We start from the raw sequence: 26,776 nt of genomic DNA, 5'->3' as shown, positions 1-26,776 counted from the left end.
TTCACATAACTGATTCGAAAGAAGAGATATATTCCAAGCTGACGAGGACACTCCGTAAAATAGCGCATTCAATCTATTGCTCCATTTAAGAAAAGGATTTCTTTAGTGACCAGCGCTGATTCAGAGACACATCTTCCTGAGCAAACTGAATCAGAAGACGTGGGACCTGTTTCCGTCACAGAGAGTCGCGTCTCTCAAACAGGAACCTGGCTCCGACTGGCAACGTTTCTGCTACTGGTCGGAATCATTAGTCTGGCTTATTTTAATTTTCGAGACGTTCTGACTCTCAAATATCTGGCGACCCAGGAAACGAACTGGAGACTCTTCTCAGAGCAGCACCCGATAGCAATCTACCTGATTGCGTTCCTGATCTACACCAGCATCACGGGGCTGTCACTTCCGGGTGCCGTACCGCTGACATTAACTTATGGCTGGTTTTTCGGTTTCTGGAAAGGCTTACTACTCGTCAGTTTTTCTTCGACAGCAGGGGCCACACTCGCTTTTTTAATGAGCCGCTATCTGTTTCGGTCTGCGATCCAATCACGCTATGGAGAACGCTTCGCGGTAATCAATCAGCAGTTTGAAAAAGAGGGCGCCTTCTACCTTTTCATCCTGCGACTCGTGCCCGCATTTCCTTTTTTTCTGATCAACGTCTTGATGGGCCTGACCACCATTCGGGCCTGGACCTTTTGGTGGGTCAGCCAGATCGGCATGCTTGCTGGAACCGCTGTCTTCATTTATGCCGGCACCAGTGTCCCGACACTACAGGAACTATCAGAACAGGGTGCCAAAGGAATTTTGACTCCTCAATTGATCATCGCCTTTATCCTTCTCGGTACGTTTCCTCTGCTTATAAAAAAAATCGTCAATCGAATTCAAAGTCGTTCCTGATCGATCAACGACTCCCATCGTGAGAGACTGTCATGCCCGATTCAATCCAGGTGACACCACCCGATCAATTTAACCAGCAACTGGTCGAACACGTCCACCCCCCAGACTGGGTCAATCCCCAACCTGCAGGACGTTATAACCTGGTTGTCATTGGCGCTGGAACAGCGGGCCTTGTCACGGCAGCCGGCGCCGCAGGACTGGGAGCAAAAGTTGCACTGATCGAACGACACCTGATGGGGGGAGACTGTCTGAATACAGGTTGTGTCCCTTCCAAAGCCATGATCCGCTCGGCCAAAGCAGCACATGCCGCCTTAAAATCAAACCAGTTTGGAATCGAAGTCAATCAGGCAGACGTCTCCGTCAATTTCAGCCAGGTGATGGAACGAATGCGAAAGCTCCGTTCCGAAATCAGTGTTCACGATTCCGCACAACGATTCAAAGATCTGGGTGTTGATGTATTTATTGGCGATGGCAAATTCATCAACCAGAATACAATCGAAGTCAACGACCAGAAATTTAATTTTAAACGGGCCGTCATCGCCACTGGTGCCCGGGCTGCTGTCCCCAACATTGAAGGGATAAAGCAGGCTGGTTATCTCACCAATGAAAGTGTCTTCTCACTGACTGAGATTCCCAAACGACTCGCCGTGATCGGAGCGGGCCCCATTGGATGTGAATTAGCACAAACGTTCGCCCGCCTGGGTTCCGAAGTGACTCTGCTGCAATCGCATGCTCAAATCCTGCCACGCGAAGACCGTGACGCAGCCCAGATCATTCACCAGCAACTGGAAACGGATGGTATTAAAATCATCCTGAGCGCCAAAACAACCGGAGCCAACAAGACCGAGCAAGGCAAGCAGCTCACCATTCAATCGGGAAACGAGCACATCCAACTGGATGTCGATGAAATCCTGATCGCTGCAGGACGCGCGCCCAATGTCCAGGGACTCAACCTGGAAAACGCCGGTGTGACATACGATGAACGACACGGCGTCGCCGTAAACGATTATCTGCAGACATCCAATCCCGCGATCTATAGTGCAGGAGATATCTGCTCTCGTTATCAGTTCACGCACAGTGCCGATTTCCAGGCACGAATTGTGATTGGAAATGCGTTATTCAAAGGCTGGAGTAAAACCAGCCAACTCTTAATCCCCTGGTGTACCTATACTGATCCGGAAATTGCACACGTCGGACTGTATGAGCATGAAGCAAATGAAACGAATATCGCCATTCAAACCTTCGTTCAGGAATTCAGCGGCGTTGACAGGGCGATTCTGGATGGAGAAACCAACGGCTTTGTCAAAATCCATACCAAACAGGGCACAGATCGAATTTTAGGCGCGACCATCGTTGCCGCTCATGCAGGTGATCTCATCTCTGAAATTACTGTGGCGATGAAATCCGGGATGGGGCTCAAAAAACTGGCCAGCGTCATTCACCCTTATCCAACTCAGGCGGACGCCATCCGAAAAATTGGAGATCAGTTTAATCGGACTCGCCTCAGCCCGTTGATTAAAAATGTGTTCGCAAAATGGCTGAAGTGGACTCGATAACATCAGCTTACGCCTTTGAAACCCGTGAAGAAACATTCTTCAAACCAGACCAGCTGTATCGCTTGTATTTCTGCAGATAACCGATTCTGATAAACTGATGACAGTTCTTTTGGTTCAAAACCGTCTCACAAATTCAGAATTGCATAAATCTAATGGCAACAGAATTCAAGAATTACTTCGGTGACCTGCACAATCACAATCAGGTAGGCTACGCGCAAGGTTCTCTGGATCGCTCCTTTGAAATTGCACGCAATCATCTCGACTTCTATGCTTTTACTCCTCACTCCTATTGGCCTGACGTAGAAGACTACGACGGGAAAATTACTCATAAATGGAAAAACGGATTCCATATTGCGCGTTCCCGCTGGCCAGAAGTCGTGGAGTTGGCAAAACAGTTTGAGAAGCCGGGAGAGTTCGTCACCATTCTGGGATATGAACGACATGGGACCCAGGAAGGGGACTACCACATTCTCTTCCCGGATCTCAAAGGAGATTATGAACTCATCGAAGATCTGGCCGAACTTCAGGCATTCGCCAGACAAAGAGGTTGCCTGCTGATCCCACACCATCCCGCGAACCGACTCGGACACCGTGGTTTTGATGCCAGCAAGATGGATCCCAATGTTTCACCCGTTCTGGAAATTCACTCGGAATGGGGCTGCGCTGAACATGATCGTGCGCCGTTTCCTTACAAACGGCACACGGAAGGGGGGCGTTGGACCAAACACACGCTGCAATATTATCTGAATCAGGGACATCGGCTGGGAGTGATCGCCAGCACCGACGATCACCTGGGCCATCCCGGCGGCTACCGGGAAGGACTCGCTGCCATCAAAGCCACCGAGCTGACCCGCGAAGCCCTGTTTGATGCGATCCAGAACCGACGGACCTATGCCGTGACCGGAGACCGGATTGAACTCGATTTTTTCCTGAACGACCAGATGATGGGACAAGAACTAGAGTACACCCGAGAACGTCGGCTCAAAGTCCATGTACGCGGCTGGGATGAAATCGATCGCGTCGAAGTCCTGAAAAACGGGCGTGTGATTCACCGGGATTTTCCCGTGGATCGAGAACCGGATCAGAGTGCCTGGGATCAGCCTGTTGTCCTGCGATTCGAATACGGCTGGGGCCCCTGGCCGGCGTTAGGCTGGGGTGGAACGGCTGACTGGAATTTCACCGTCGATATCGAAGGGGGACAGCTTCAGCAGGTTCAACCCTGTTTTACCACAGGTCCACTCGATGAATTTCGCCGCGATCGCATTCTGGAACAAACATCGAATCAGCTCAAGGTTCAATCATTCACGGCTCTCAAACAACAGGTGGATGACTGGTCTCAAAAAGCAATTGTGATGCGGATCCAGGGAGACGCCAACACGAAAGTTTCGATTTCATGCACCCAGCCCAATGAATGTCAGTTAACCCAGACTTTTGCTGAGCTTGCCACCAGTAATGAAATGCTGTTTACGCGACCATTTCCCTGGGAATCAGCCATGTTGCACCGACTTGTATTCCATGACCACTGGGAAACCGAGTTTGAATTTGAAGATGACGGCGACGGAAACAAAGACGACTGGTACTATGTCCGTGTGATTCAAGCCAACGGGGAAATGGCCTGGTCCAGTCCCATCTGGGTCAATAAAAAGTAATTAGAGCCCTTTGTAACCGATAATCCTTCACCTGCCTCGCCATAGTCTCATTTTAAACGATCCGAATTGAATGAAGCTGCAAGCAGAGAATTGATTCCTGGACCGGATTTGCTTTAAAATACAGTTCAAAGTCTAACCTATTTTCTTTCAGTCTCATTGAAAGCATCCCACGACAATGGTTGATTCTACCAACCAGACGATAACACAAGAAACTCCCTTGTTAGATAAATTGACAGCAGGGAGCCCGCCTTTTACTGCGTTAGTTCAACAGTTAACCCAAATTGTTGGTCAAACCAGCATTCTGTATGATGCCGACGAATTACTGGTCTACGAATGCGACGGTTACATCGTCGACAAAGCAGCTCCCGACATTGTGATTTTCCCGATATCGACCGAGCAGGTTTCAGCAATCGTCAAGATATGCAATCAGTTCAATGTCCCGTTTCTGGCCCGGGGAGCGGGGACCAGCCTTTCCGGCGGTTGTCTCCCCATTGGCGGCGGGGTCATGATTGTCCTGACAAAGATGAAAAGCATTCTGGAGATCAACCTCAGAGACCGCTATGCCATCGTGGAACCGGGCATGGTGAATTTGCATCTGACCAACGCACTCAAAGGGACCGGGTACCACTATGCCCCCGATCCTTCCAGCCAGGGCTCCTGTACCATTGGCGGAAATATTGCGACGAACTCCGGTGGGCCACATACCTTAAAATATGGGGTCACCACCAATCATGTCCTCGGACTAGAGGCGGTCTTGCCCGATGGTACGATCATCGAACTCGGCGGCCCCACTGCTGAAACTCCTGGATATGACCTGCATGGTCTGTATGTAGGCAACGAAGGCACATTCGGAATTTGTACCAAAGCGATCGTCAGGCTGACACGCGATCCGGAAGCTCACCGCACCATGCTGGCAGTCTTTCAGACCATCGCTGATGCCACACGCGCTATCTCTACCATTATTGCAGCAGGCATCATCCCGTCCGCACTGGAAATGATGGACCATGGAATTATCCAGGCGGTAGAAGAAGCATTTCACTTTGGCTTTCCCCTGGACGCCGGTGCCGTCTTATTGATCGAAGTGGACGGACTCGAAATTGCCCTCGATGAAGAAGTGCGCCAGATTCTGGAGATTTGTGAAAGTTGCAACGTCCGGGAAATCCAAAGAGCAGATACCCCGGAAGAACGACAACTCATTTGGAAAAGCCGCAAACAGGCTTTTGGCGCCATTGGTCGACTCAGCCCGAGCTACTGTACTCAGGACGGCGTGGTCCCGCGGACGCGACTCCCGGAAATTCTCGATTTTATCCAAGAAACCGAAAAACGGTATGACATAAGGATCGTAAATGTGTTCCACGCCGGCGATGGAAACGTGCATCCGATCCTGCTGTTTGATGAGCGCGATCAAGAGCAAATTCAAAAGGTCCTGGAAGCAAGTGAAGCGATTCTGGAAAAGTGCCTGGAACTGGGCGGAAGTGTTACAGGCGAACATGGAATCGGTGTGGAAAAAATCAACTTCATGAGTCGGATCTTTAATGAAACGGATCTGGCCACGATGGAAACGGTGCGCAATATTTTTAACCCCCGGCAAATCTGCAGCCGAGACAAAGTTCTGCCTCCGCATCAAGCTGATGAGAAATCAGGAGTTGTCCAGTCGCATCCCGCACGCCGTGCACCACATTGATTTTTGAGAATCTCCTCTGGTTAAACTGCTTCACTGTCAATTTTTATTAAGGCTACTGAAAGAAGACCTATGTCGCCTACTCATTCCGGTTCTCTGGAAGAATTCGTTCCCGCATCGCAGACTGAGCTAAGTCGTTTTATGACTGAAAATGCGGCGACATCCCACAATCAGATTTTTCCTGTCGGCGGTCGAACGTCGTTGTCGGTGTGTTGCCCTTCCAGTCAATCCGGGACTCTGGTTTGTACTTCCAAACTTAGCCGGGTGATTGACTATCCCGTCCGTGATATGACGATCACCGTCGAAGCAGGGATGCAACTCGATCAGCTCAATGAAATTGTGTCAGCGGAAGGACAACGTCTGCCGATTGACGTTCCCCAGTCGAATCGTGCCACGCTGGGAGGCGTGATCGCTACCAATGCCTGTGGCCCTAGACGATTTTCCTATGGAACGATTCGGGACTACGTGATTGGAATTTCCGCCATCGATGGAACAGGAAATCTGTTCAAATCCGGGGGAAGAGTCGTCAAAAATGTCGCCGGTTATGATCTGGGCAAAATGCTGGTCGGGTCTCTGGGAACCCTGGCCGTAATCAGCCAGGTTTCACTGAACCTGCGCCCCAAACCGGAAACAATGAGTCTGGTCTGGTTCGCCTTTGACTCCTGTCAAGATGCAGATCGTGCGCTGGAAGCGATTATCACATCCGGTACCAGACCAACCGCCGTTGAATATTGCAACAGCAAAGCGGCCCGGCAAATTGCGGCGGAATCGCGTTCCGAGCTCCCTTCAGAGCATCAGGTCATCTGTGTCTGTTATGAAGGTCCGGCCAATGTCGTCAACTGGCAAACAGACCGGATCAGAGAAGAGTGGAAAGAATTCTCACCTCTGAGTTCACAAATCGTGGAAACCGAAAATGCCACCAGACTTTATCACGCGTTCACCGAATACCAGACATCCTCTGATGATCCTGTCACCCTGAAAGCGGTTGTGCTCCCTTCGCAAATGATGAAATTTGTAGAAGCAGCGACGCGATTCGACATCGCCGTTCAAGCTCATGCCGCTGATGGAATTGTATATGGTCACTTGCCTGACTCAGCCAGCTCTCTGGAAGACGTCAAACAAATCCTGAACCAGTTGCAGAAAGAAATTTCCCCCCAGATAGGACATTTAACAGTCTATCAATGTGAATCAGAGTGGGCTGAATCGCTCCCGCTGTTTTGTACAGCTCCTTCGGGGTGGTCATTAATGCAACAACTCAAAAATGCGTTAGACCCTGGCCATCTACTGAGTTCTCAACGATTTTCAGAACTGGTAGAAGCATAGTCCTGTAGCATTGTCATCTTAATTATTTGAACGAATCACTTCGTACGAGTTAACATATGAAACCCGGTAGTTCCCCTTCCAATTCGGCTGTCTTCTCAAAAGATCCAGAACAGGTTCCCGGTTCGCAGATCCCCTATGAGAACTTTCTGGACTGCATCCACTGTGGTCTCTGTACCGCCGCCTGTCCGACCTATCTGGAAACGGGCAATGAAAATGACAGCCCGCGCGGACGCATCTACCTGATGCGGGCCATCGTCGATCAACGGATTGAGCTCTCAGACGCCGTCCGAGGCCACCTTGATCTCTGCCTGGACTGTCGCAGCTGTGAGACGGCCTGTCCTTCTGGTGTCCAATACGGGCGTTTAATCGAACCTTTCCGTGTTGATGTGCACAAACTGGACTCTGCTGCAGGGTCACAACACGACTGGTTCCACCGCTGGATCCTGTATCGTCTCTTTCCTTACCCGAACCGCATCCGCTGGACACTCTTGCCTGCGCGCGTCATGCAGTTTTTAAAAATCGACAAAGTGGTCAATGCTTTAAGGCTGCCTTATTTATTACCTGCCAAATTAAGACGGATGAACAATCTGCTACCACGTCTCAAGCCTGCTGAGCCTGCATTACCAGAGATTTTACCAGCGAAGGGAGTGCAACGCGCCCGCGTCGCTCTCTTCACCGGCTGTGTCTCGGAGGCAATGTATAGCCATGTGAATCATGCGACGGCCCGAGTATTACAAGCAAATGGCTGTGAAGTCGTTGTCCCTCGTACACAAGGCTGTTGTGGCGCGATTCATTATCACAGTGGCGCCGATCAGGAGGCAATCGAGTTCGCGCTACGGAATCTGGCGGCCTTTGACCTGGATGAAATCGACGCGATTATCGTAAACGTCGCTGGCTGTGGGGCCATGCTTAAAGATTACGGTCACATCGCAGAAGAAACCAAAGGCGTCCCTGCAGAACAGGTCGAAAAACTGAAACAACTGGCATCGAAATTTCGAGATATTTCAGAGTTCCTGTTTGAATTGGGTCCGATTGCTCCAGAAGGCGAAATTCCAATTCGCGCGACCTATCACGATGCCTGCCACCTGGTGCATGCACAAAAAATACAGAACCAGCCCCGAAAGTTACTCGAACTGGTTCCCGGTCTGGAATTGATCCCGCTGAATGAGTCAACGATCTGCTGTGGTGCAGCGGGAAGCTATAATCTGACCCAGCCGGAGATGGCGGATCAATTGGGGCAACGGAAACTGAAAAACATTCTTGATACAGGGGCGGATGTTGTCATCAGTGGTAATGTCGGCTGTACATTACAGATTGATTCACAATTACGTCAGGCGCACAAACCACTCTGGGTTGCGCATCCCATGGAAATCCTGGATCTCAGCTATCGAAAACAAAAACCGGCACTGTAAGCCAGCTAAGTTGATCCGTGCTCTCTGAAAGACTATTCTACTTCTAAAAAGTTTTCGTCTCTCTCAAATTGTTTTTAAAGAGTTACCCCATGTCAGATAATTCCCCGATCCAGGCAGTTGCCTTTGACCTGGACGGTCTCATGTTTAACACCGAGCACGTTTTTTTTCTCTCAGGCGATGCCTTGCTGCAACGTCGTGGAAAAAAAATGACTCCTGAGATTCTGCAAGGCATGATGGGCCGTCGCGCCATGGAAGGGTTTCAACACCTTTCCAGCCATCTCAACGAGCCGGAAGATCCACATGAGCTCTGGGTGGAAAGCCAGGAAATCTTTCACTCGCTCCTTGATCAACATTTAAAACCGATGCAGGGATTGTTCGAACTGTTAGATTATCTGGATGAATTGGACGTTCCCAAAGGAGTCGCCACCTCTTCTCCACGGCCTTATCTGGAAACATTACTTAACCAGTTTGATCTGTCACACCGCTTTCCGATCACTTTAACGGCAGAAGATGTGACGCATGGCAAACCCCATCCGGAAATTTATCTGACAGCCGCCCAAAAGCTGGGAGTCGAGCCTGACCGCATGCTGGTCTTAGAAGACAGTGAAACCGGCACCAAATCCGGAGTCGGGGCAGGGGCTTATGTTGTTTCCATTCCTCATGAATATAGCGACTACGGTGATTTCACTTCCGCCAACTTGATCGCCGACAGTCTGACCGACAAGCGACTGTTGGATTTATTCACAGGTAACAAATCATAAGCACCAGAAAGTGAGCCCGCTTGTCGCCACCTTCACCTTCTCTGCAATTCAGCGTTTAATGGCAGCGCACCTGGCAGCCTTAAAATAAAGGCGCACTGAGGTGCCACTTCAAACTGCCTTGCCCGATCCCAATGATCGAATCGAACTGAATACAAGCCGCATTTCCTGGCTTGAACGTGATCGAACCACCGCCGATCAGATCAGAGGTACAGCGCGCCACATCCGGCATATGCGCGACAATTGCAATGCGTTCACAGGCAGTCGATCGGACATGGGAAATGAGTGCATCCAGATTCAGCCCAAACCCCAGCCAGTTCTGTGGAGAGCATAAATCATCGCTCAATTCAACGACATCCTGTAAAATCTGAGCCGTCTGCGTCGTTCTGACTAGGGGGCTATGCAAGATTAAATCGGGAGCACTGTGATGCTTGCCAATCCATTTCGCCACTTTTCGAAACTGGTGACTGCCGTGCTCGGTCAAAGGACGGGCGGAATCGCCTCCCGGAACCACACCTGCATTTTCTGCTTTTCCATGCCTGATAACGATTAGCTCCATCTAACTCCTCTTTTCGACCGATGTGTCAGGTTAACCAACAAGAAATATTCTGAGAGTGATCTGGGGGATTATGGAATCACGAGTTTTGTCTTTGTCGCTGATTGGGGCTTCAAATGCGTATCCATCCAGCCATACATCAATTCTCGTGACTCATGAGCAACCGAATGCCCTTTGCCATGTACAAAAAAGGCGAAGTTTTGGGGGGCCTGCTCCAACTCATACACGTCCATTACTTTCAGTAACATCAGAATCCGCTGTCGTTGCGTCAGTGGGTCTCCATCATTGAGGCCCGATAAATCGAGATAGGCACGCGGCGCAACCAAAGCCATGATTTCATGAAAATCAATGGGAGGCAACTCTCCTTTCAATAAACCGGGACGAATATGCTTAAAGTAAACATACCAGCTATTGCGCGACCAGCCTTCGACTCTCAAATTCTGCCGGAAAAATGAAGCACTGCAGTTTCCCGCGGCAGCCTGAACTCGTTCATCATAGGCAGCCAAAAACATGGAACCGTGACCTCCCAATGAATGTCCGAGTACTCCAATTCGGTCTTGATTCACCTCTCTCATCGTTTCGAGGACATCAATGGCAATCGAATGCTCATAGGTAAATTTTCCGACCGCAGTCCACTCCGGATGTTTTTTGTAGAACTCCGTTGTATCATAAGCGCGTGGTTCCGGAGTTCGATGACCTGCGACAAAATGGTCGGGCGCAATCACCACATAACCCCGGCGACACAAATGATCCAGATACGCTTTATCCGGATTATCAACTAACCCCGCCACTCGCTCCTTGCCATTGGCATAAGTTCCATGTAAAGCAACGACCGCTGGCGCTGGCCCCTGGAGAGTCAATGGAACTCCCAGAAATGCATGTGCCCGTTCTCCCTCTTCTACCTGATAACTTATCAACTGCCTACGATAGACACCATCGACAATCACCGTATCATGAAATTGGATTTCCATCTCCGGTTTCTTGGGTTTAAACTGATCTCGGATCAGGTCCAGATAGCGTTGTCTGAGATTTTTTTTACGTGCCACCCACTCTTCAGGTGTTTCAACTCCTTCAAGCAGATCATCCCAACAGGAACTGATTTTGGCAGGTTCAGAACGTTTTCTGACAACCGGCTCTTCTGCTTTCATCGCGCCCTGATCAAAGAGAACACAGCACAGACTCATAAGTGAACACAGATATAACATTCGCATAAGCATACCAATCAAATAAATAGAAATACGAATGCATTATCATCCATTCCTGATATCATTCACAACAGCTTAGTTTCATTTTCTGAGGTTTTTCCTGCTGACTCAAACAAGAGTTCATTATGAAGAAAAAACAACTACTATTCTGCCTGTACTTCACAAGTATCTCGTTCGTATCTGTAAACCCGTTACCAATCGTGTTCTCTTATCAATCTCTGCAGACTCAGAACCGTCAGCAAGACCGTCTTCAGCCGGAAATCCGATCAACGATCAAATCGGAGACCACACGCGAGTTGATTACTCCTGACGCCATTTTACACGATCAGGGTTCCTGCTATCGTGCGCGACTGGCAATTCCCCGCAGCGCGGATCGCGAATCGAGTTCAAAGTGTGTTTTATTAGAAGATGGCAAACCATTACCACATCCCCACGCGCGCCACAAACTGATCAGAGAGCAGGGCAGGGGGCACTATAGTCATTGGACCACCGACACACTCTATTTTTCAGCCAGTGATTCCTCTCACCCCAAAACAAACGGCAAAAAATACGAGCTGGTAAACAAGGAATCCTATCTTGAGAAAGAAAGTAGCTTCGTTTTATCAGCAACACAGTCAGCAATCGAATTCCCTTCTTTCCCCGAACGAACTATTCACCCCGTGAAACTGATCTGGCATAATCTTGATCCCCAAATCAAAGTAGAGCCCCACTGGAAACGGAAAGGAGCTCCCGACCTGTCCAGCCAGAACGCAATGCTGGCTAGTATTTTAAAACCGGGTATGCAGGAAGAAGAAAAAGCCCTCGCCATCTGGAAACTTCTGGTTGACTGGCGCTATCACTTTACACCGGCAGAGCAGGGGGATGAACTGCATGACCCTGTAAAATTCCTCAATGTCTATGGCTACGGTTTCTGTGATGACTGCGCCACCAACTTCGCTGTTCTCGCCAGGAAAGCAGGGTTGCGCAGCCGCGTCTGGGGACTATCAGGACACGTCGTTGCAGAAGCATTTTATGACGGGCAATGGCATATGTTTGACGCAGACCACCAGGTATTCTACCGAAATCAAAAAGGCACTATCGCGGGAGTCGAAGAACTTGCCCGACATCCGGAACTGATCACCAAAACGAAACGCGATCCCATTGGCAGTCCCTCACATTTAATTGCGGACTTATACACTTCGACAAACAACAACCGGGCATCAGAACGACATCCGCAAATGAGCGACTCGACTCTCTCCCCCATGCTGGAACCGCTGGACCGCGTAGAATTTCGATTTACTAATCCCGAGTATGTGCACCAAAAAAACAGCTCAGATGCTTCTCGACCTCCCGTCGTTGGTAATGGGACGTTAACTCGGACCGTTCGCCAGATTCAAAATCTGAAACAAACAGCGCCAAATCGACGACAATGGCATTTGAGTTGGCCTTACGTCCTGCTCAAAGGCAAGCTTGAACTCGCGCTAAACCCAGCAACACCGATTCCCATGGTTTATGTGTCGCCGAATACGAAATCATGGCACAAACTGGAGGGAGTTTACACAAATCAGACACTCGCCATCTCACTTGATCAATGGATTCAAAACCAACCAACGGCTGTTTATGAATGCTTTATTCGTATTGAAAATTCAAACGGAACCGACCCCGTGGAGTCGATCAAACAATTGAACTCCGAATTGATTTTCCAGTTTGCACCGCGTGCCCTGGCACATCTGCAACGTACAGATAATCATTTCGAGATGAATTTGACACCGTCCCCCAAAGGGAAAGGCAAAGGAATCAAAGTTCAACTGGTCTGGAAAGAGACGGAATAAAACAACGGCTTAATTTCGATACGCTTTGTGACAGCATTTACATTGTGACTTGAGCTGTTTCAAACTGGCGGTCACCTGTTTCTGATTTCCCTGTTTGAGTGCCGCTTCCACTTGCTTGACTTCCATTTCTGATTCATGCATCCATTTTTTAAAAGTGTCATCGTAGTCATCAGAATGTTTTCGTACCGACTCGTGAAACGCTTCGCGTAAGAGCACTGAGATTCGCATCGCGTGCTTCTCATCCCGAGGGTCACTCTCTGCCTTTTTTTGCAATTCCTCATAATATTGGCTGATATGCGCCATCGCAGTCACCATCGGTTCGACGCGGGCTGACTCAACCAATTCTGGCAATACCACATCAGCTGGAGGGAGTCGAAACTGCCTGACGTCTCTCCAGAGACCTGCATAATCTTTACTGGTCCCGGCTTGATTCAAAAACAATAAGGCCCGTTCTTTATCGAGACTTCCCCGACACATCCCTACCATCGCCGCGGCCGCCGGTCCCCGATGCCGACCATGATGACAATGAATATACACCGGCCCTTTCAACTCTTTTGCCGCCCGCAGAAATGCCAGATTGGCATCTTCGAAAATCCCATCGTAGCCGATGGGGATATGGACATACTTCATCCCGGCTGCTTTCGCCAGTTGAACATCCGGTTTCATTCCATCGACGCTGATGATCGTTTTGATCCCCATTTTTTTCAGGGCGTCAAAACTCTGTTTCCCTTCTGGACCACTTCCTGAATAAATCTGATCATCGATTTGAAACACATTATGCAAACCCGGCCGGCTCAGGGAATGAAATCGTCTGTTTCTGTTGCCCACTTCAGCTGCATTTTCCGCCTCGGGACCAGCATCCTGTCGTTGACTATAGGCAGGCTCAATGGATGTAGCAAAAACACATAATCCAATGAAAATCAGGATTCTTAAATAAGACATAGCTAGTTACGCTCTCACGTTTTCAATTGTCACATAGAGATACTCTCATCATTTAGAATAACAAACAATTATTTTTTGTTCATCTATTTAAGAAAAAAAGTGTCAAACTCAATCCAGATCCTGTTTTCACTATTCGGAACATGGACTTGAACTGTTGCATTATGCCAACTGGCACATTCGAAATCGCCAAAGCCAGGATGAAGATGAAGGGCGGGTTGAAAAAAATAGAAGGTGTCATAGAATTTCACTGGCAGCATTTCACTGGCAGCAGACGAGCTCTTTGAATGGGGAAAAGGTCGCTTTGAGCCGTTCGACTGAAATCGTCCCATTTCTCATTTTGGATTGATCATGGCTTACGACGAACAACTGGCAGAGCGAGTCCATCAGTTATTGAAACGCCGTAGAGGATTTTCGCAGCGAAAAATGTTCGGCGGGATCTGCTATATGCTGCACGGGCACATGTGCTGTGGAGTGACTCAGAATGAGCTCATGCTGCGACTGGGAGAGAAAAACGCACTCAAGGCATTAGAAGAACCGTTTACGCGCGAGATGGATTTCACCGGCAAACCACTCAAAAGCATGATTTATGTTGACCAACCTGGCTTTGATGATGAGGAAACCCTGAAATATTGGGTCAATCAGGCAGTGAAGTTTGTGCAAACACTTCCACCCAAAACTTAAACAAACCAACAAGTTTCAAATGTGGTCATCGTTCAAGCAAGATCTGTTTCTACTCATCTCGATTGGATGTCGTCTTAAGGAACCGAATCATAGATGGGCCCATACCAGAAACCACTACTAATGAAAGGACTCAATGTGAAATAAGACATCTCTTGCATTATTTGTGCATTCGTTGGTATCGCGCTGGGATTGAACGCCACCGTTGGTCGCCCGGGCGTAATTCCCATGGCCTTACGTGCGTTAATCCGATTCACTCGCTGTTTGGCTTGCAGAAACGCCCGTTGCTGGATCAGTCTCTGACTGACCGACATTCGTTGATACGCGGGGCCCGACTGTTTTTTCGAAGTCCCCCTCGTGATATTCACCGCGCTTTTTCCGCTGATGGTTCCCTTGGTATCGGAACTGATCAGTAGAGGTTTTTGTTCCTGACCAAAGGCTGTCGTCAGGAATACTTGAGATACAAACAGCAGAGCAAAAACAGAAGAGCGCATGGAAAGTCTCTCTTCACAGGGGTGATTTTTAAAGTCAACGACAATTCGCAGCGTCAAGACACTGTCTAACGATCATTCCTGAAACCGGTTAGACCGATTTCAGGTTGATAGTCGTGTATCGAGATCGAATTGATCCAATCATATTAAGAACAGAGACTGCTAGAATGTCATCAAAAGCGCTCTGGTTATTGGAGATTCATCGACTTTAAAAAACAATGATCTGAACGATTTTATTCAAAACCGCTGACCAGCCCCGATATTGCTCAAGAAAATGCGGACTAGGGGAACTTTACGATTTCGACCCATGAGGGCGATTTTCCGACTTCATAAGTCGCAAGCCGTTTTAGTTGACCGGTTTTGGGTGAGATCCGGTAAGCGGCTAATTTGCCATTCTTTTGTCCCGCCGCATAGAGATAAGTCCCGGCAGGATCAATATTAAATGAACGCGGGATATCTTCGGTTGGTTCCTGTTCCAGCGCGGTTAATCGTCCTGTTTTCTGATCCACACGATAACAGGCAATACTGTTATGGCCGCGATTCGAGGCATACAAGTTCTTCCCTGAAGGAGAAAGCTCAATGTCTGCACAAGTATTCTTTCCTGAAAAGCCTGCAGGCAATGTCGAGATCGTCTGGAAAGGAGTCAGAGTCCCAGACTTTGGATCCAGCTTGCAGGCTGTGACGGAACTCCCTTTTTCATTATCAAAATAAATGAATCGATTGTCTTTCGAAATCGCCAGATGTCGCGGCTCCATACCGGGTGCCGCTTTAAACATCGGTTTGTCATTTGCTGTCAATTTCCCGTTTTCGGCATCCCACAAAAATTGATAGACCGCGTTGGGTCCTGTATGCGGGACAAACACAAATCGATTCGTTTGATCGGGTAAAATCGCATGCGCATTTTTGTCTGTAGGAATCGTCTGCAAAATCTCATCTGAGATTTCTCCATTTTTCAAAAGACGATGAACGGCGACTTTGCCTTCCCCGTAGTATGCTGAAAACAGATAAGCACCGTTTTTATCCGTGGCGATATAGGCTGCATTCCCACCGGCCGGAACTGCTGAAATCTGCTTCAGCTTTCCATTCTCGGGATCAATGGCAAAGCTCATGAATTGTTTGGCGGAGCGAACTGATGCGAACAGGAATTTCTTTTCGGGATCAACTTCCAGACATCCCGGAGCACCGGCCAGCGGCACATCCTCGACGTGAGTTAACGCACCATCCTGTTCATTGAGTCGATAGATGGCGATTTTCTTTTCTCCCCCCAGGGAGAGATAAACGAAACTCGCAGCACGACAGGGAGTTTCAGCCAAGAAAACCAGCCCCACAACCATCAGACAAAAACGAAGTGAAATCCCCATATCAGCCCCTCTAAAAATGAACCAGACCAAAATCGAAAATGGTAATCTCTATTAGTAGAGCTGGTTCCGGGGCTAATTTCAAGCAGAAGCGGATTGTAAAGCCCGTCCCAGAGCTTCCAGTTCACGGGGGCCACCATAGACAATACAGATATAAACCCGATCATCTTCTACCCATTTGACGGTGGCGTAGTTCCCCTTTTTGAGTTGCGCATATTCCACATTTCCAGTATTAAAACTGGTTTGCGAAGGGAGTGGATCAACCCGACTCGCTGGCACCTGTACCAGTGCCACAAAAACAGGCCGCGCATTCCCCATTTGTAATCTGAAAAAACCGACAGCAGCAGCATGGGCTTCGGCAGCGTCATTGGCCGAAGATTGACTGGTAGACACCCCATAAAACTTATCGCCAATCAAGGCCAAACGGTCTTTGAGATGCCAGCCCCCTTGCGTTGGCAATTGCGCTGCAAAATTGTGATCAAATTCAGGGAGAAGACGGCTATCCAGATTTAATTCCGGACTGAATTTTGACAGAGCAATGATGGGGAACTGAGCGGCCCAGAAATAGGTCAGCAGTGCTGCAAACATCAAACAGGCTGAAAGCCCAGCAATCGTTCCCGGTCTTTTGTGAAAACGTGTTCGGCGCGTGTCTTGTGAATGATCACGCACGACTTCGCCAACATCATGCTGTTGCAGCGATGCAAGTAGCGAATTTTTCATTCCTTCAGGAACTTCTACATCAAACAACACGTTCTTGAGCTGTTGATGAAACACCATCTCATCGGAGAATGATCCTGGATCAGAATTTTCTGACTCAGAAAAACCGGATGATGGGGATGGTTCAGAAGCACACATTTTAAATTCACTTAACCATTTAGAAAGAAGATAAAACCTAGGAATGGATTGTTGTTGAAAGTGCTGAAAACCGCTCTTGCAAAAACGACTTGGCTCTCGCCAGTCGACTCATCACAGTTCCCAGAGGAATTGAGAGTTCGGTCGAAATTTCCTTGTAAGATCGCTCTTCAAAATAAAACATTAACAACGGGACACGAAAATCTTCAGGTAATTCTTTCAGAGCATACTGTAACTCTTGGGAATTCAGTTCAGGCAGGACTGTTTCCTCAGCAGCCACGTCAAACGTTTGACCAAGAGAGACGGGAATGATCTTCTGAGATACTTTTTTCAAGAATAAGTTACGTAATATCGTACAAAGCCACGAACGCGCAAGACGCATGTCGCGTAGTTGAGACAGTTTTTTCTGAGCGATCAAATATGTTTGTTGAGTCAAATCCTCAGCATCTGTCCGGTCGCCTGACAAACGGTAGGCATACCGAAACAACAGCTGATAGTGCTGCTCAACCAACAAGGCAAGATCTTCAGAATTTTGATGGTTCTGTGATGACATAACCTGATTCTCTATAGGAGAAGATGCTGAAACACACCTTGTTATTCCCCATTAAAGCTAATTTATTGAAATTTTCTTAGTTTTCTGCTTCACTGACATCTCACGCAATATACATTCGCTACCATTCTCTTACTACAAAAGCAACTTTCACAAGCGAATGATTTTCTTTTGAATCGTCAAGGACTCCAGACGATTCATGTCTGGATTGGGTAGTTCTTGAAATGCTTTGACGCCTGGAATTCCCCCACCAATGTCGAACAAAGCCAGGGGAACTTCCGCCAGATCCTCATGATAATATTTTTCACTGGGGAAAATATCAGCTGGATAAGTAAAATTATCGAGCATGGCTAACGCGGTACAATGCGAGGCACCGGTTGCACTTTCCAGCATGCCGCCAACCCAGCAGGGAGTTCCTGCCTGTTGACACAGATCATGAATTTTCACTGCGTTCGTAAGTCCTCCAACCCGGCCCGGCTTCACATTCATATAACGGGCACTTTTCAATTCCAGCGCCTGCTGTACGCGATATGGATGAGTAATACTTTCGTCCAGACAAACCGGCGTCTGAATCAATTCCTGCAACTTTGCATGGTCGGTGAGATCATCATGCTGGAGCGGTTGCTCAATCATTGCCAGCTCAAATTCATCAATCGCTTGAAACAGAGGGACATCTTTCAAGCGATACCCACTATTACAATCGATGTGAAATGTCTCGTTTGGAAATGACGCGCGAATTGCCTGGAGCATGGGAATATCCCAACCCGGACGAAACTTGAGTTTGATGCGAGGGAAATTTTCCGCTATAGCTGCCCCCACCGCTTCGATGAGATCATCTACTTGATCCATGACCCCGAAATCGGCTCCGACCGGCACTTCACTTCTCGTGGCACCTAACGCAATATGCAAAGGCACGTTGGTGATTCTGCTGTGCAAACTCCACCAGGCATTATCCAAAGCGGCTTTGGCAAAGGGGTTTCCTTTGTAGACCGACAGACGCTCCTGTAACGCATCACCACTCTCGATATCCTGCCCCAGCAGAGCCGGGGCCAGCCATTCAGACACCGTCTGAAACACACCACCGGCCCACTCCGGACTGTAGCAGGGAGCAGCCAGTGGCGTACTTTCTCCCCAGCCTTCGACAGACCCGCTGATCATCCGGCATAAGACAGAATGAATGGCAGCATCTTCTCCATACGCTGTTCGCCAGGGATAAATCAGGGGCATGGCTACATGAAACAGTTCAATCCGTTCAATTTTCATCCGTCGTCTCAAGTCCTATCTAATTTATTTCGTAAAGGGATCGATTTCTCATCTGGAACAGAAACCGGGGCTAGGCATCCTCTAGCAAATCCCAGAATTCGCTCTCTGCAGCATCCAATTGACTAGCAGGCTTCGCTTGAGGCCTGGCCTTTTTCTTCCCCTGTACTTTTCCCGATGCTTTTCCTTGTGGCTTCCCCTGATTCGAAACAGATCGCTGAGATGTTGACTGCTTTTTGCGGGCTGTCTGTGCGGAATCCGGTTTGCCTTTCTTCTGAACCTGCTTGCGTTTGTTACTCTTTTTTTGAGGGCCCGGTTTTCGCGTCGACAATGCCCCTTTTGTATGTTGTTCCGGAGTGGAACAATCGGAACCAGGGGGTCCCAGTTGAGGCTCACCACATTGATTGCATAAAGCTACCGGACGTTCTGAGCGATCCAAACCACGTGCCACCGGGTTTGGTTGAGCTGAAAAAGACTGTTTTTCAGGGGAGACACTCTTTTTCTCAGGTGGTTTGATGGATTCCGCCTGATCCAGAATTTCTTTCAGCATCACCGGCTCTGAAAGATCTGTTTGATCCTGAGGGACTGCTTTCCCCCGTGACTCTTCCAAAGTTCCCTGAACCAGGTTCTGCTCGCGCGTGATTTCAATCCGCGCTTCTTTGCCACTGGTACAATCCTTGGCAGAAACATGCACCCGAGCTTCCGAATCGTATTCCATTAACACTTCGATTTTTGAATCGACGGGTAAATCAGCAGGCAATCCCTCGATGACACAATTTCCCAGGATCACAAATGGTTCATCCTGAGAAGCACCACTTTCAATCAATTTAAGATGCACGCGGCGCTGATTGGGTGAGACCGTTCCATAGGTGTGTTTGACCGATGCCGGTAACTTGGTATTCGCAGGCAACAGATAATGTGGCATACGCTGCTGCCCCATTTGGTCTCTCACCAGAAACCCAAGTGAACGGGCATTGACACTATGTTGTTTGATTTTTGAAAGACGGCTGGCTGCTTCGGTCGTCAGAAACGACTCGGCATATTTACGATTACTCAACAGCATCCCGGCATAATAAGCGGCGCCATGCGCGATCGACTGATCCGGAGGGAGTGACAGGTTGGGTGTCGTACCACTGGATTGTTTTAACGCATCACGAACCATCGGCATCCGGGAGGAACCACCGGTCGTTAATACCACATCCACATGAGCCCAGCCCATCTTGTTGTCTTTCAACAATGCTTTGGTGATATTGGTTGTCTGTTCAACTAACTCTTTAGTGAGTTGCTCAAACTGCGACTGCGTGATCTGATACGTCTTTCGTGTTGAGCCGACCTGGCAGGCAAGAGTCGTTTTAGGTCTGACAGTCAGACTGCGCTTCGCCTGCTCCACTTCATTTGCCAGATACTGGAGGCTTTCAGGATCGTTACAGGGATTGACTCCAAATTCATTAAAAAACTGCTCGGCGATGGTTGCCTGCAATTTACTGTTCCAGTCAATTCCCCCCAGTTTCAAATCACCACCACTGGCAATCACATCGACCTCATCCTTCTGGTATTTGACCAGAGACAGATCGAACGTACCGCCCCCCAGATCATAGACCAGAATTCGCTGTTCCTCAGCAAGCTCGGCAAACCACATGCCCTCGCTCCCCAATACATAACAGAGGGAGGCAGCCACAGGTTCATTGATCAGATCGACCTGCTTCAATCCGGCCTGTTTTCCAGCAGCGATTGTTTGCTGACGCTGAACATCGCTGAATTGAGCCGGAACCGTAATCACCGCTGATTCAACGGGACCAATGCGTTCCTCGGCTGCAGAAAGCAGCTTCTTCAAGATAAACGCCGAGATATCTTTCGGCGAGAAATAGCGTCCGTCAATCTCCCAGCGAAAGTCCTGTTTGCCCAGGAATCGCTTCGCATGTTGAATGACATTGAGGGGGTTCACAATCGCATGCCGCAATGCTTCTGTTCCCACAATCACCTCTGCACCGTCAAACATGGCGACGGAGGGTGTGGACAGCTCTCCTTCCTGATTGGGAATCGTAACCGGCTCCCCATGCTCGTTCAGATGAGCGATACAGGAATAAGTCGTTCCTAAATCGATTCCAACGGCCTGTATTTTCTGCATAAAGCATTGACTCTCAAAAGATAAGGATTATCACATACTTGATGATGAAGTATGACAGGAAAGGGCACTGTTACTATGTTATCATGGAAACCAGCAACACTCCAGCACTTGATTCCTGTTTTTCCAGTCAAAGACGCCGGATAAATCGCCCTTCGTTTGAAAGAACAGTATTGTGAAAATATTCCGTAACAGCCTAAACGGGTGGATTCTGCTCTTTCTACTCCTTGGTATAGGTGGGAACGAAAGTTTGCAATCACTCTCCGCGAACGAGACATCCGATCGCCAGCTGGCTGTTCTGCATCGAGATCCCCCTAAGTATCTGACTGACCGGAACTTTCGCCGCGCTTTGACTCAACGTTTTTCGGCTTCCTGGTCCAATGTCGGAATTCGTGCGATTCTCCAACGCATTCAAAGTACGCAAAATGTATCGATTATTCTCGATCGGAGAGTTGATCCCTCTCTGAAACTGACCATTGATGTACAAAATCAGCCTCTGGAAGCAGGGCTGAAGAAGATCGCCGCGTCGGCACATGCCACTATGAGCATTGTAGGGAGCAACATTTACATTGGACCCGCCCAGGCTGTCTCCAACCTGATGACCCTGCTGGAATTAAAACAGCAAGAACTACTGGATCTGGCAGACTCCCAGCCCAATTTAAAATCGCGCGTTCTGTTTCTCTCCCGGAAAAAGACATTTTATTACCAGGATCTCGAGACACCAACCGAGATTTTGAAACCAATCACTGATGCCTATCAGATTACGCTCACTGATCCACAGCGAATTCCCCACGATCTCTGGGCAAATGGCAGTCTGTCCGCAGTGAATGCCAATGAAGCACTCTCGCTGGTCCTGATCCAATTGGGATTCACTTATCAATGGGAGCAGCAGGGAACACAAATTCAACTTGAGCCAGTCCCTGATACCGTCACAATCGAAAAAACATATCAGCTACGTCAGAACTCTATCGCGATAGTCATCAATCAGCTGAACAAGGCGTTTCCAGGTGTGACTGTTGTTCCGACGGGAAAAAGAATCAAAGTTCAGGCATCAATGGGGGTCCATGAAAAAATTGACCAACTATTGAATCCAGCGAAGACATCTCGAAATTCGAAGCCAGCCAAAGCTGAGACTGTCCCCCTTCAACGCCGGAAATTTACGCTCCGGGTCAAACAGGTTCCTTTAATTGCCATCATGAACAAACTGGAACAATCGGGGATCGAATTCGACTATAATTCAAGCCAATTAGCGGCTGCAGAAATTGATCTCAACAAACGGATCGACGTCACAGTCAAAGAGGCCAGAGCGAAGGAGTTTTTTGACGCACTTTTCAATAGTCTGGACCTGGACTATCAAATTCAAGGGGCCAAAGTGATTCTAACCCCCAAATAAAATCATTCGTGCCGAGAGACCGTGAAAACCGATTCTCAAACTTTCCCGGAACTTTCTGTTTTGGTCATGCGGCGATACTTTGAATTAGAGCACAAAATCGGGTAATATCCCGACTGTGTGAGTTAAAACAAGTCTTTGTGAGTCTATTAACAACATCACCCACACTGAACAGAGGCTATTTTCCGCCCGCTCAGGCAAAGAATATGTTTTTCGTAAACTATTTATGAATAACACTTTATCAAAGAAGCCTTCTGAGAATCGTCCTAGATCTTGTGGGAAGTGTTCGTATACGCCCTAATTGATTCATGAGGAACCGGTCGTATTTCCGCCGACAGAATTTAGGAATAAATTCGGGAATCGATGACAAAAGCCTGAATGACAGTTTAGATCAAGTCAGTTTCGGGAGCTCAATGTAACAGTCGGAAATGGATTGCCCTAATAACGGCAATCACATCTCAAATATACAACAGTCGAGTGAGGAGAAAACGTGGCAAGTCCAAAGAATATGATTGTGGCCCAATCAGGTGGTCCTTCACCAGTGATTAACAACAGCCTGCGGGGACTCGTAGAAACCGCCAGAGATCTTCCAGAAATTGGAACAATCTATGCTGGTTGGCATGGAATTGAAGGGGTCCTCAAAGAAGAATTACTCAATCTCAGTGGACAATCGCCCGAAGAAATAGCGCTGCTCAGAGTCACACCGGCTGCCGGTTCTGTTGGAACCTGCCGCTATAAACTGAAAGAGCATCAGAACGAAGACTTTGATCGACTGATCGAAGTCTTCAAGGCCCATAATATTGGGTATTTTTGTTACATCGGCGGCAACGACTCGATGGACACCGCCAATAAAGTGGCTCAAATGGCGACAGAACGAGGCGTTGATATTATTGGTATCGGCGTTCCCAAAACCATCGACAATGATGTGGGCGACAGTGAATTCAAACTGATCGACCATACGCCCGGATATGGTAGTACTGCTCGCTACTGGATGAGCATGGTTCAGATGGCAAACGAAGAGAATCGAGGAAGCTGTCCTGCAGACCCGGTTCTGGTTCTGCAAGCGATGGGCCGAAAAATCGGTTTTATTCCCGCTGCAGCACGTCTGGCAGATCCAGAGCGTAAAATCCCGATGCAGATTTATCTTGCAGAGAACCCGATCAGCATTGATCAGATTCATGCGCAGGTCAACGACCAGCTCAAAAAAGATGGACGTCTAATTGTCGTCGTCAGTGAAGGGTTGTCGCTGGGAGATATTGGCGAAACCAAAGACTCATTCGGACACACCCAATTCAGCTCCAGCCAGTTGACTGTTGCCCAGTTACTTGTTAACGAGCTAAATCAAAGAGGCTTGGCAGTGAAGGGGGCCGCTCGTGCCAACATCCCCGGAACGGACCAACGCCATAATATCGCTTATGCTTCGACCGTTGACCTCGACGAAGCTTACGGTGCAGGACAAAAAGCCGCTTTACTGGCAGCCGCTGGTGAGTCCGGATTCATGTCCACCATTCTCCGAGCGGAAGGACCGGGATACAATGTCCGCTACGATAAAGTTCCCTTGTCTGAAGTCGCTAACAGCGAGCGTACATTCCCAAAAAACTGGATCACCGCTAACGGCATGGACGTCACTGATGACTTTATCAAATACTGTAAGCCTTTGATTGGCAATGACTGGCCCAGCATCCCGATGATCAATGGCCGCATGCGATTCGCGCAATTACAACCACTGTTTTCTGATCAAAAACTGCCTAAGTATGTTCCTCAGGCAGACAGATAAAACATCTCACGTCACGTCGGCTTGTCGTGCTGTTAGATCACCAAAACAAATAGAAAAATAATTTTAATAGAAAAACGGGAGAAGATTGTGTCGGATAATCCATTGGATACCAACTTCCAAAAGAAAAACGAGTTTTTGATTGGCATTGATTCAGATGGTTGTGCCTTTGACTCAATGGAAATTAAACACAAAGAATGTTTTATTCCTAATTTCATCAACTATTTCGGCCTGCAACCCATCTCAAAATATGCACGGGAAGCAGCTGAATTTACCAACCTGTATTCGAAATGGCGCGGGGCAAATCGCTTCATCTCTTATACATTGGCTCTCGATCTGCTTGAAGAACGTCCGGAAGTGCAATCGCGTAACGTACAAATTCCTAAGTTGCAAGGCGTCAGAGACTGGCTAAAGCGGGAAACCAAACTGGGCAACCCGACTTTGACAGCTGAAGTCGAAAAAACAAAAGATGCCGATCTGGAACTGGCATTAAAATGGTCACTGGCGGTCAATGAAATGATTGCCGATATGGTCCATGATGTCCCCCCTTATCCGAATGTCAGAGAGAGCCTGCAGAAGCTGGATCCGGTAGCCGACATGATTGTCTGCTCCGCAACACCAAACGAAGCGCTGAATAAAGAATGGGAAGAGCACGACATCGCCAAATATGTCGATGCGATTTGCGGTCAGGAATCAGGCAGTAAAAAAGAAACCCTGGGGCAGGCCAAAAACTGTGGCTATGATGCAGACAAAGTGCTCATGCTCGGCGATGCCCCCGGCGACATGAAGGCGGCTGAAGCAGTCGGCGCACTCTTCTACCCGATCAACCCCGGTGCGGAAGAAGCCAGCTGGGAACGGTTCATTGGCGAAGCCTGTGACAAGTTCCTCAACGGCGAATTCGCTGGAGAATACCAGGCAAAAATCATTGCTGAATTTGACAGTTATCTTCCGGAATTACCTCCCTGGAAACGATAATCCCGTGAACTGAGTTGATCTCATCACGATAAAAATAATTCGGTCTCAACCCTTTTTAAATCACATCAGAATCAAACGAGAAATTATCAATGTCAAAACACGATATCGGCCTGGTTGGCCTGGCAGTCATGGGACAAAATCTGGTACTGAATATGGCCAATCACGGCTATTCTGTCGGTGTTTTCAACCGCACCACCAGCACCACAGATGATTTTGTCAGCAGTAAAACGGACGAGCAGAAGATTACAGGCTATCACAGCCTCAAAGAGCTTGTCGACAACTTGGCTGCGCCCCGTAAAGTGATGCTAATGGTCAAGGCTGGACCAGCCGTCGATGCCATCATTGATGAACTCAAAGGATTGCTCAGCCCCGGCGATATTATTATTGATGGTGGTAATACCCACTTCGACGACACCAATCGTCGTACCAAAGAAGTCGAAGACGCTGGTCTGCTCTTTATTGGAACAGGTGTTTCCGGTGGAGAAGAAGGCGCTCTCAAAGGCCCTAGTATCATGCCCGGTGGATCACCGGCTGGCTGGCCGCATGTGAAATCGATCCTGCAGGACATTTCTGCAAAGGTCGGCGACAATGACGACATTCCCTGTTGTGAATGGGTTGGCGAAGCAGGGGCAGGGCACTATGTCAAAATGGTCCACAACGGCATCGAATATGGCGACATGCAGTTGATCTGTGAATCTTACTACATTCTCAAACATGCCTTGGGACTCACTAACGAGGAACTTTACAAGGTATTTGATGAGTGGAACAAAGGGGAACTGGAAAGTTACCTGATTGAAATTACTCGCGACATTTTCACAGTAATTGATGAAGAATCAGGCGATTATCTGGTTGACAAAATTCTGGATACCGCCAAACAAAAGGGAACCGGAAAATGGATGAGCCAGCATGCTTTGGATCTGGGTGTGCCGACCACTCTGATCACAGAAGCTGTTTACGCCCGCTGTCTCTCGGCTCAGAAAGACGCACGTGTGCGTGCTTCTAAGATTCTCGCCGGTCCTGACAAGAAGTTTGAAGGTGATCGAGATCAGTTTATCGAAGATGTCCGTCAAGCCTTGTATGCATCGAAATTATGCAGCTATGCTCAAGGATACGTTCAGCTGAATTCCGCCGCCGAGCACTTTGGCTGGAAATTGAATAATGGTGATATCGCTCTGCTCTGGCGCGGTGGTTGTATTATTCGCTCAAGCTTTCTGAAAGATATCAAAGCGGCCTTCGACAAGAAACCGGAACTGGAAAACCTGCTGCTGGATGATTTCTTCCGCGATGCAGTTAATAAAGCTCAACCAAGCTGGCGACGCGTTATTGCGACCGCCGTTGAGCTGGGATTACCCGTTCCCAGTTTCACTGCCGCTTTGAGCTACTATGATGGCTATCGCCAGGATCGTTTGCCAGCCAATCTGCTACAGGCACAACGTGACTATTTTGGCGCTCATACCTATCAACGAATTGACAAAGAAGGAACGTTCCACACTGACTGGATTCGTGAACGCCGTCTGGACTCATAAACACAGGTTCGTT

The 26,776-nt window shown here is 48.4% G+C and carries 22 protein-coding genes; 13 read left to right on the top strand and 9 right to left on the bottom strand.

Annotated elements, in window-relative coordinates:
- Window positions 1-105: 105 nt before the first annotated feature.
- From AAC022_RS14205 to AAC022_RS14175, 7 genes are all read left to right on the top strand, one after another.
- A complete protein-coding gene (locus AAC022_RS14205; protein WP_339731911.1) occupies window positions 106-891 on the top strand; it encodes a TVP38/TMEM64 family protein in 786 nt (261 codons plus the stop codon).
- 32 nt (window positions 892-923) lie between these two features.
- On the top strand, window positions 924-2,447 hold the full coding sequence (locus tag AAC022_RS14200; RefSeq protein ID WP_339731909.1) for a mercuric reductase: 1,524 nt from the start codon (window positions 924-926) through the stop codon (window positions 2,445-2,447).
- A 152-nt stretch (window positions 2,448-2,599) separates the two neighbouring features.
- Window positions 2,600-4,096 (top strand): DUF3604 domain-containing protein, encoded by a 1,497-nt coding sequence (locus tag AAC022_RS14195; RefSeq protein ID WP_339731908.1) that lies wholly within the window; start codon window positions 2,600-2,602, stop codon window positions 4,094-4,096.
- Between the two features lie 217 nt (window positions 4,097-4,313).
- Entirely contained in the window at window positions 4,314-5,780 is a 1,467-nt protein-coding gene (locus AAC022_RS14190; protein WP_339731906.1) for an FAD-linked oxidase C-terminal domain-containing protein, read from the top strand.
- A gap of 69 nt (window positions 5,781-5,849) precedes the next feature.
- Window positions 5,850-7,100 carry an FAD-binding oxidoreductase gene (locus AAC022_RS14185; RefSeq protein WP_339731904.1) on the top strand — a complete coding sequence of 417 codons (1,251 nt, stop codon included), beginning with the start codon at window positions 5,850-5,852 and terminating at the stop codon, window positions 7,098-7,100.
- Between the two features lie 56 nt (window positions 7,101-7,156).
- The gene (locus AAC022_RS14180; RefSeq protein WP_339731902.1) at window positions 7,157-8,512 is read left to right on the top strand and encodes a heterodisulfide reductase-related iron-sulfur binding cluster; all 1,356 of its coding nucleotides are present in this window, start codon (window positions 7,157-7,159) and stop codon (window positions 8,510-8,512) included.
- Between the two features lie 89 nt (window positions 8,513-8,601).
- Window positions 8,602-9,273 carry an HAD family phosphatase gene (locus AAC022_RS14175; RefSeq protein WP_339731900.1) on the top strand — a complete coding sequence of 224 codons (672 nt, stop codon included), beginning with the start codon at window positions 8,602-8,604 and terminating at the stop codon, window positions 9,271-9,273.
- Window positions 9,274-9,352: 79 nt separating this feature from the next.
- Here AAC022_RS14175 and sixA read toward each other — a convergent pair whose 3' ends face one another.
- Both sixA and AAC022_RS14165 read right to left on the bottom strand, forming a co-directional pair.
- Complete coding sequence (sixA, locus tag AAC022_RS14170; protein WP_339731899.1) at window positions 9,353-9,829, bottom strand: phosphohistidine phosphatase SixA; 477 nt, start codon at window positions 9,827-9,829, stop codon at window positions 9,353-9,355.
- A 68-nt stretch (window positions 9,830-9,897) separates the two neighbouring features.
- Window positions 9,898-11,010 carry an alpha/beta fold hydrolase gene (locus AAC022_RS14165; RefSeq protein ID WP_339731897.1) on the bottom strand — a complete coding sequence of 371 codons (1,113 nt, stop codon included), beginning with the start codon at window positions 11,008-11,010 and terminating at the stop codon, window positions 9,898-9,900.
- A gap of 146 nt (window positions 11,011-11,156) precedes the next feature.
- Between AAC022_RS14165 and AAC022_RS14160 the strand changes: the two genes are divergently transcribed.
- Complete coding sequence (locus AAC022_RS14160) at window positions 11,157-12,842, top strand: transglutaminase-like domain-containing protein (protein ID WP_339731896.1); 1,686 nt, start codon at window positions 11,157-11,159, stop codon at window positions 12,840-12,842.
- 9 nt (window positions 12,843-12,851) lie between these two features.
- On the opposite strand, the gene AAC022_RS14155 is transcribed toward AAC022_RS14160, so the two are convergent.
- On the bottom strand, window positions 12,852-13,784 hold the full coding sequence (locus tag AAC022_RS14155) for a cytochrome c (protein WP_339731895.1): 933 nt from the start codon (window positions 13,782-13,784) through the stop codon (window positions 12,852-12,854).
- A 348-nt stretch (window positions 13,785-14,132) separates the two neighbouring features.
- On the opposite strand from AAC022_RS14155, the gene AAC022_RS14150 reads away from it, so the two are divergent.
- Window positions 14,133-14,465: a TfoX/Sxy family protein gene (locus tag AAC022_RS14150; RefSeq protein WP_339731893.1), complete on the top strand. Its 333-nt coding sequence runs from the start codon at window positions 14,133-14,135 to the stop codon at window positions 14,463-14,465.
- 74 nt (window positions 14,466-14,539) lie between these two features.
- Here the strand turns inward: AAC022_RS14150 and AAC022_RS14145 are convergent, their stop codons facing one another.
- The 6 genes from AAC022_RS14145 to AAC022_RS14120 form a co-directional block, all read right to left on the bottom strand.
- Entirely contained in the window at window positions 14,540-14,956 is a 417-nt protein-coding gene (locus AAC022_RS14145) for a hypothetical protein (protein WP_339731892.1), read from the bottom strand.
- Window positions 14,957-15,234: 278 nt separating this feature from the next.
- Window positions 15,235-16,314 carry a lactonase family protein gene (locus AAC022_RS14140; protein WP_339731891.1) on the bottom strand — a complete coding sequence of 360 codons (1,080 nt, stop codon included), beginning with the start codon at window positions 16,312-16,314 and terminating at the stop codon, window positions 15,235-15,237.
- A 78-nt stretch (window positions 16,315-16,392) separates the two neighbouring features.
- Window positions 16,393-17,088 carry a hypothetical protein gene (locus tag AAC022_RS14135; protein WP_339731890.1) on the bottom strand — a complete coding sequence of 232 codons (696 nt, stop codon included), beginning with the start codon at window positions 17,086-17,088 and terminating at the stop codon, window positions 16,393-16,395.
- A gap of 115 nt (window positions 17,089-17,203) precedes the next feature.
- A complete protein-coding gene (locus AAC022_RS14130; RefSeq protein ID WP_339731889.1) occupies window positions 17,204-17,716 on the bottom strand; it encodes an RNA polymerase sigma factor in 513 nt (170 codons plus the stop codon).
- 147 nt (window positions 17,717-17,863) lie between these two features.
- Window positions 17,864-18,976: an o-succinylbenzoate synthase gene (menC, locus tag AAC022_RS14125; RefSeq protein ID WP_339731887.1), complete on the bottom strand. Its 1,113-nt coding sequence runs from the start codon at window positions 18,974-18,976 to the stop codon at window positions 17,864-17,866.
- Window positions 18,977-19,046: 70 nt separating this feature from the next.
- Window positions 19,047-21,101, bottom strand: a complete 2,055-nt coding sequence (locus AAC022_RS14120; protein ID WP_339731886.1) for an Hsp70 family protein — start codon at window positions 21,099-21,101, stop codon at window positions 19,047-19,049.
- Between the two features lie 247 nt (window positions 21,102-21,348).
- Here AAC022_RS14120 and AAC022_RS14115 point away from each other — a divergent pair, with 247 nt between their 5' ends.
- The 4 genes from AAC022_RS14115 to gnd all read left to right on the top strand — a co-directional run bounded on the left by AAC022_RS14115 (window position 21,349) and on the right by gnd (window position 26,763).
- Window positions 21,349-22,491, top strand: coding sequence for a hypothetical protein (locus AAC022_RS14115; protein ID WP_339731885.1), 1,143 nt, complete (start codon window positions 21,349-21,351; stop codon window positions 22,489-22,491).
- A 487-nt stretch (window positions 22,492-22,978) separates the two neighbouring features.
- Window positions 22,979-24,265 (top strand): diphosphate--fructose-6-phosphate 1-phosphotransferase, encoded by a 1,287-nt coding sequence (locus AAC022_RS14110; RefSeq protein ID WP_339731883.1) that lies wholly within the window; start codon window positions 22,979-22,981, stop codon window positions 24,263-24,265.
- Between the two features lie 87 nt (window positions 24,266-24,352).
- Window positions 24,353-25,237 (top strand): HAD hydrolase-like protein, encoded by an 885-nt coding sequence (locus tag AAC022_RS14105; RefSeq protein WP_339731882.1) that lies wholly within the window; start codon window positions 24,353-24,355, stop codon window positions 25,235-25,237.
- Between the two features lie 89 nt (window positions 25,238-25,326).
- Window positions 25,327-26,763 carry a decarboxylating NADP(+)-dependent phosphogluconate dehydrogenase gene (gnd, locus tag AAC022_RS14100; protein ID WP_339731881.1) on the top strand — a complete coding sequence of 479 codons (1,437 nt, stop codon included), beginning with the start codon at window positions 25,327-25,329 and terminating at the stop codon, window positions 26,761-26,763.
- Window positions 26,764-26,776: the final 13 nt, after the last annotated feature.

It is taken from the genome of uncultured Gimesia sp., assembly GCF_963976445.1.
Classification (GTDB): domain Bacteria; phylum Planctomycetota; class Planctomycetia; order Planctomycetales; family Planctomycetaceae; genus Gimesia.
This window is presented reverse-complemented; position numbering and strand designations above follow the sequence as displayed.

Bases quoted from the DNA above. Each gene is read 5' to 3' on its own strand.
- AAC022_RS14200 (WP_339731909.1), top strand. From the start codon at position 924: ATGCCCGATTCAATCCAGGTGACACCACCCGATCAATTTAACCAGCAA.
- AAC022_RS14195 (WP_339731908.1), top strand. From the start codon at position 2,600: ATGGCAACAGAATTCAAGAATTACTTCGGTGACCTGCACAATCACAAT.
- AAC022_RS14185 (WP_339731904.1), top strand. From the start codon at position 5,850: ATGTCGCCTACTCATTCCGGTTCTCTGGAAGAATTCGTTCCCGCATCG.
- AAC022_RS14180 (WP_339731902.1), top strand. From the start codon at position 7,157: ATGAAACCCGGTAGTTCCCCTTCCAATTCGGCTGTCTTCTCAAAAGAT.
- AAC022_RS14175 (WP_339731900.1), top strand. From the start codon at position 8,602: ATGTCAGATAATTCCCCGATCCAGGCAGTTGCCTTTGACCTGGACGGT.
- sixA (WP_339731899.1), bottom strand. From the start codon at position 9,829: ATGGAGCTAATCGTTATCAGGCATGGAAAAGCAGAAAATGCAGGTGTG.
- AAC022_RS14165 (WP_339731897.1), bottom strand. From the start codon at position 11,010: ATGAGTCTGTGCTGTGTTCTCTTTGATCAGGGCGCGATGAAAGCAGAA.
- AAC022_RS14160 (WP_339731896.1), top strand. From the start codon at position 11,157: ATGAAGAAAAAACAACTACTATTCTGCCTGTACTTCACAAGTATCTCG.
- AAC022_RS14155 (WP_339731895.1), bottom strand. From the start codon at position 13,784: ATGTCTTATTTAAGAATCCTGATTTTCATTGGATTATGTGTTTTTGCT.
- AAC022_RS14150 (WP_339731893.1), top strand. From the start codon at position 14,133: ATGGCTTACGACGAACAACTGGCAGAGCGAGTCCATCAGTTATTGAAA.
- AAC022_RS14145 (WP_339731892.1), bottom strand. From the start codon at position 14,956: ATGCGCTCTTCTGTTTTTGCTCTGCTGTTTGTATCTCAAGTATTCCTG.
- AAC022_RS14140 (WP_339731891.1), bottom strand. From the start codon at position 16,314: ATGGGGATTTCACTTCGTTTTTGTCTGATGGTTGTGGGGCTGGTTTTC.
- AAC022_RS14135 (WP_339731890.1), bottom strand. From the start codon at position 17,088: ATGGTGTTTCATCAACAGCTCAAGAACGTGTTGTTTGATGTAGAAGTT.
- AAC022_RS14130 (WP_339731889.1), bottom strand. From the start codon at position 17,716: ATGTCATCACAGAACCATCAAAATTCTGAAGATCTTGCCTTGTTGGTT.
- menC (WP_339731887.1), bottom strand. From the start codon at position 18,976: ATGAAAATTGAACGGATTGAACTGTTTCATGTAGCCATGCCCCTGATT.
- AAC022_RS14120 (WP_339731886.1), bottom strand. From the start codon at position 21,101: ATGCAGAAAATACAGGCCGTTGGAATCGATTTAGGAACGACTTATTCC.
- gnd (WP_339731881.1), top strand. From the start codon at position 25,327: ATGTCAAAACACGATATCGGCCTGGTTGGCCTGGCAGTCATGGGACAA.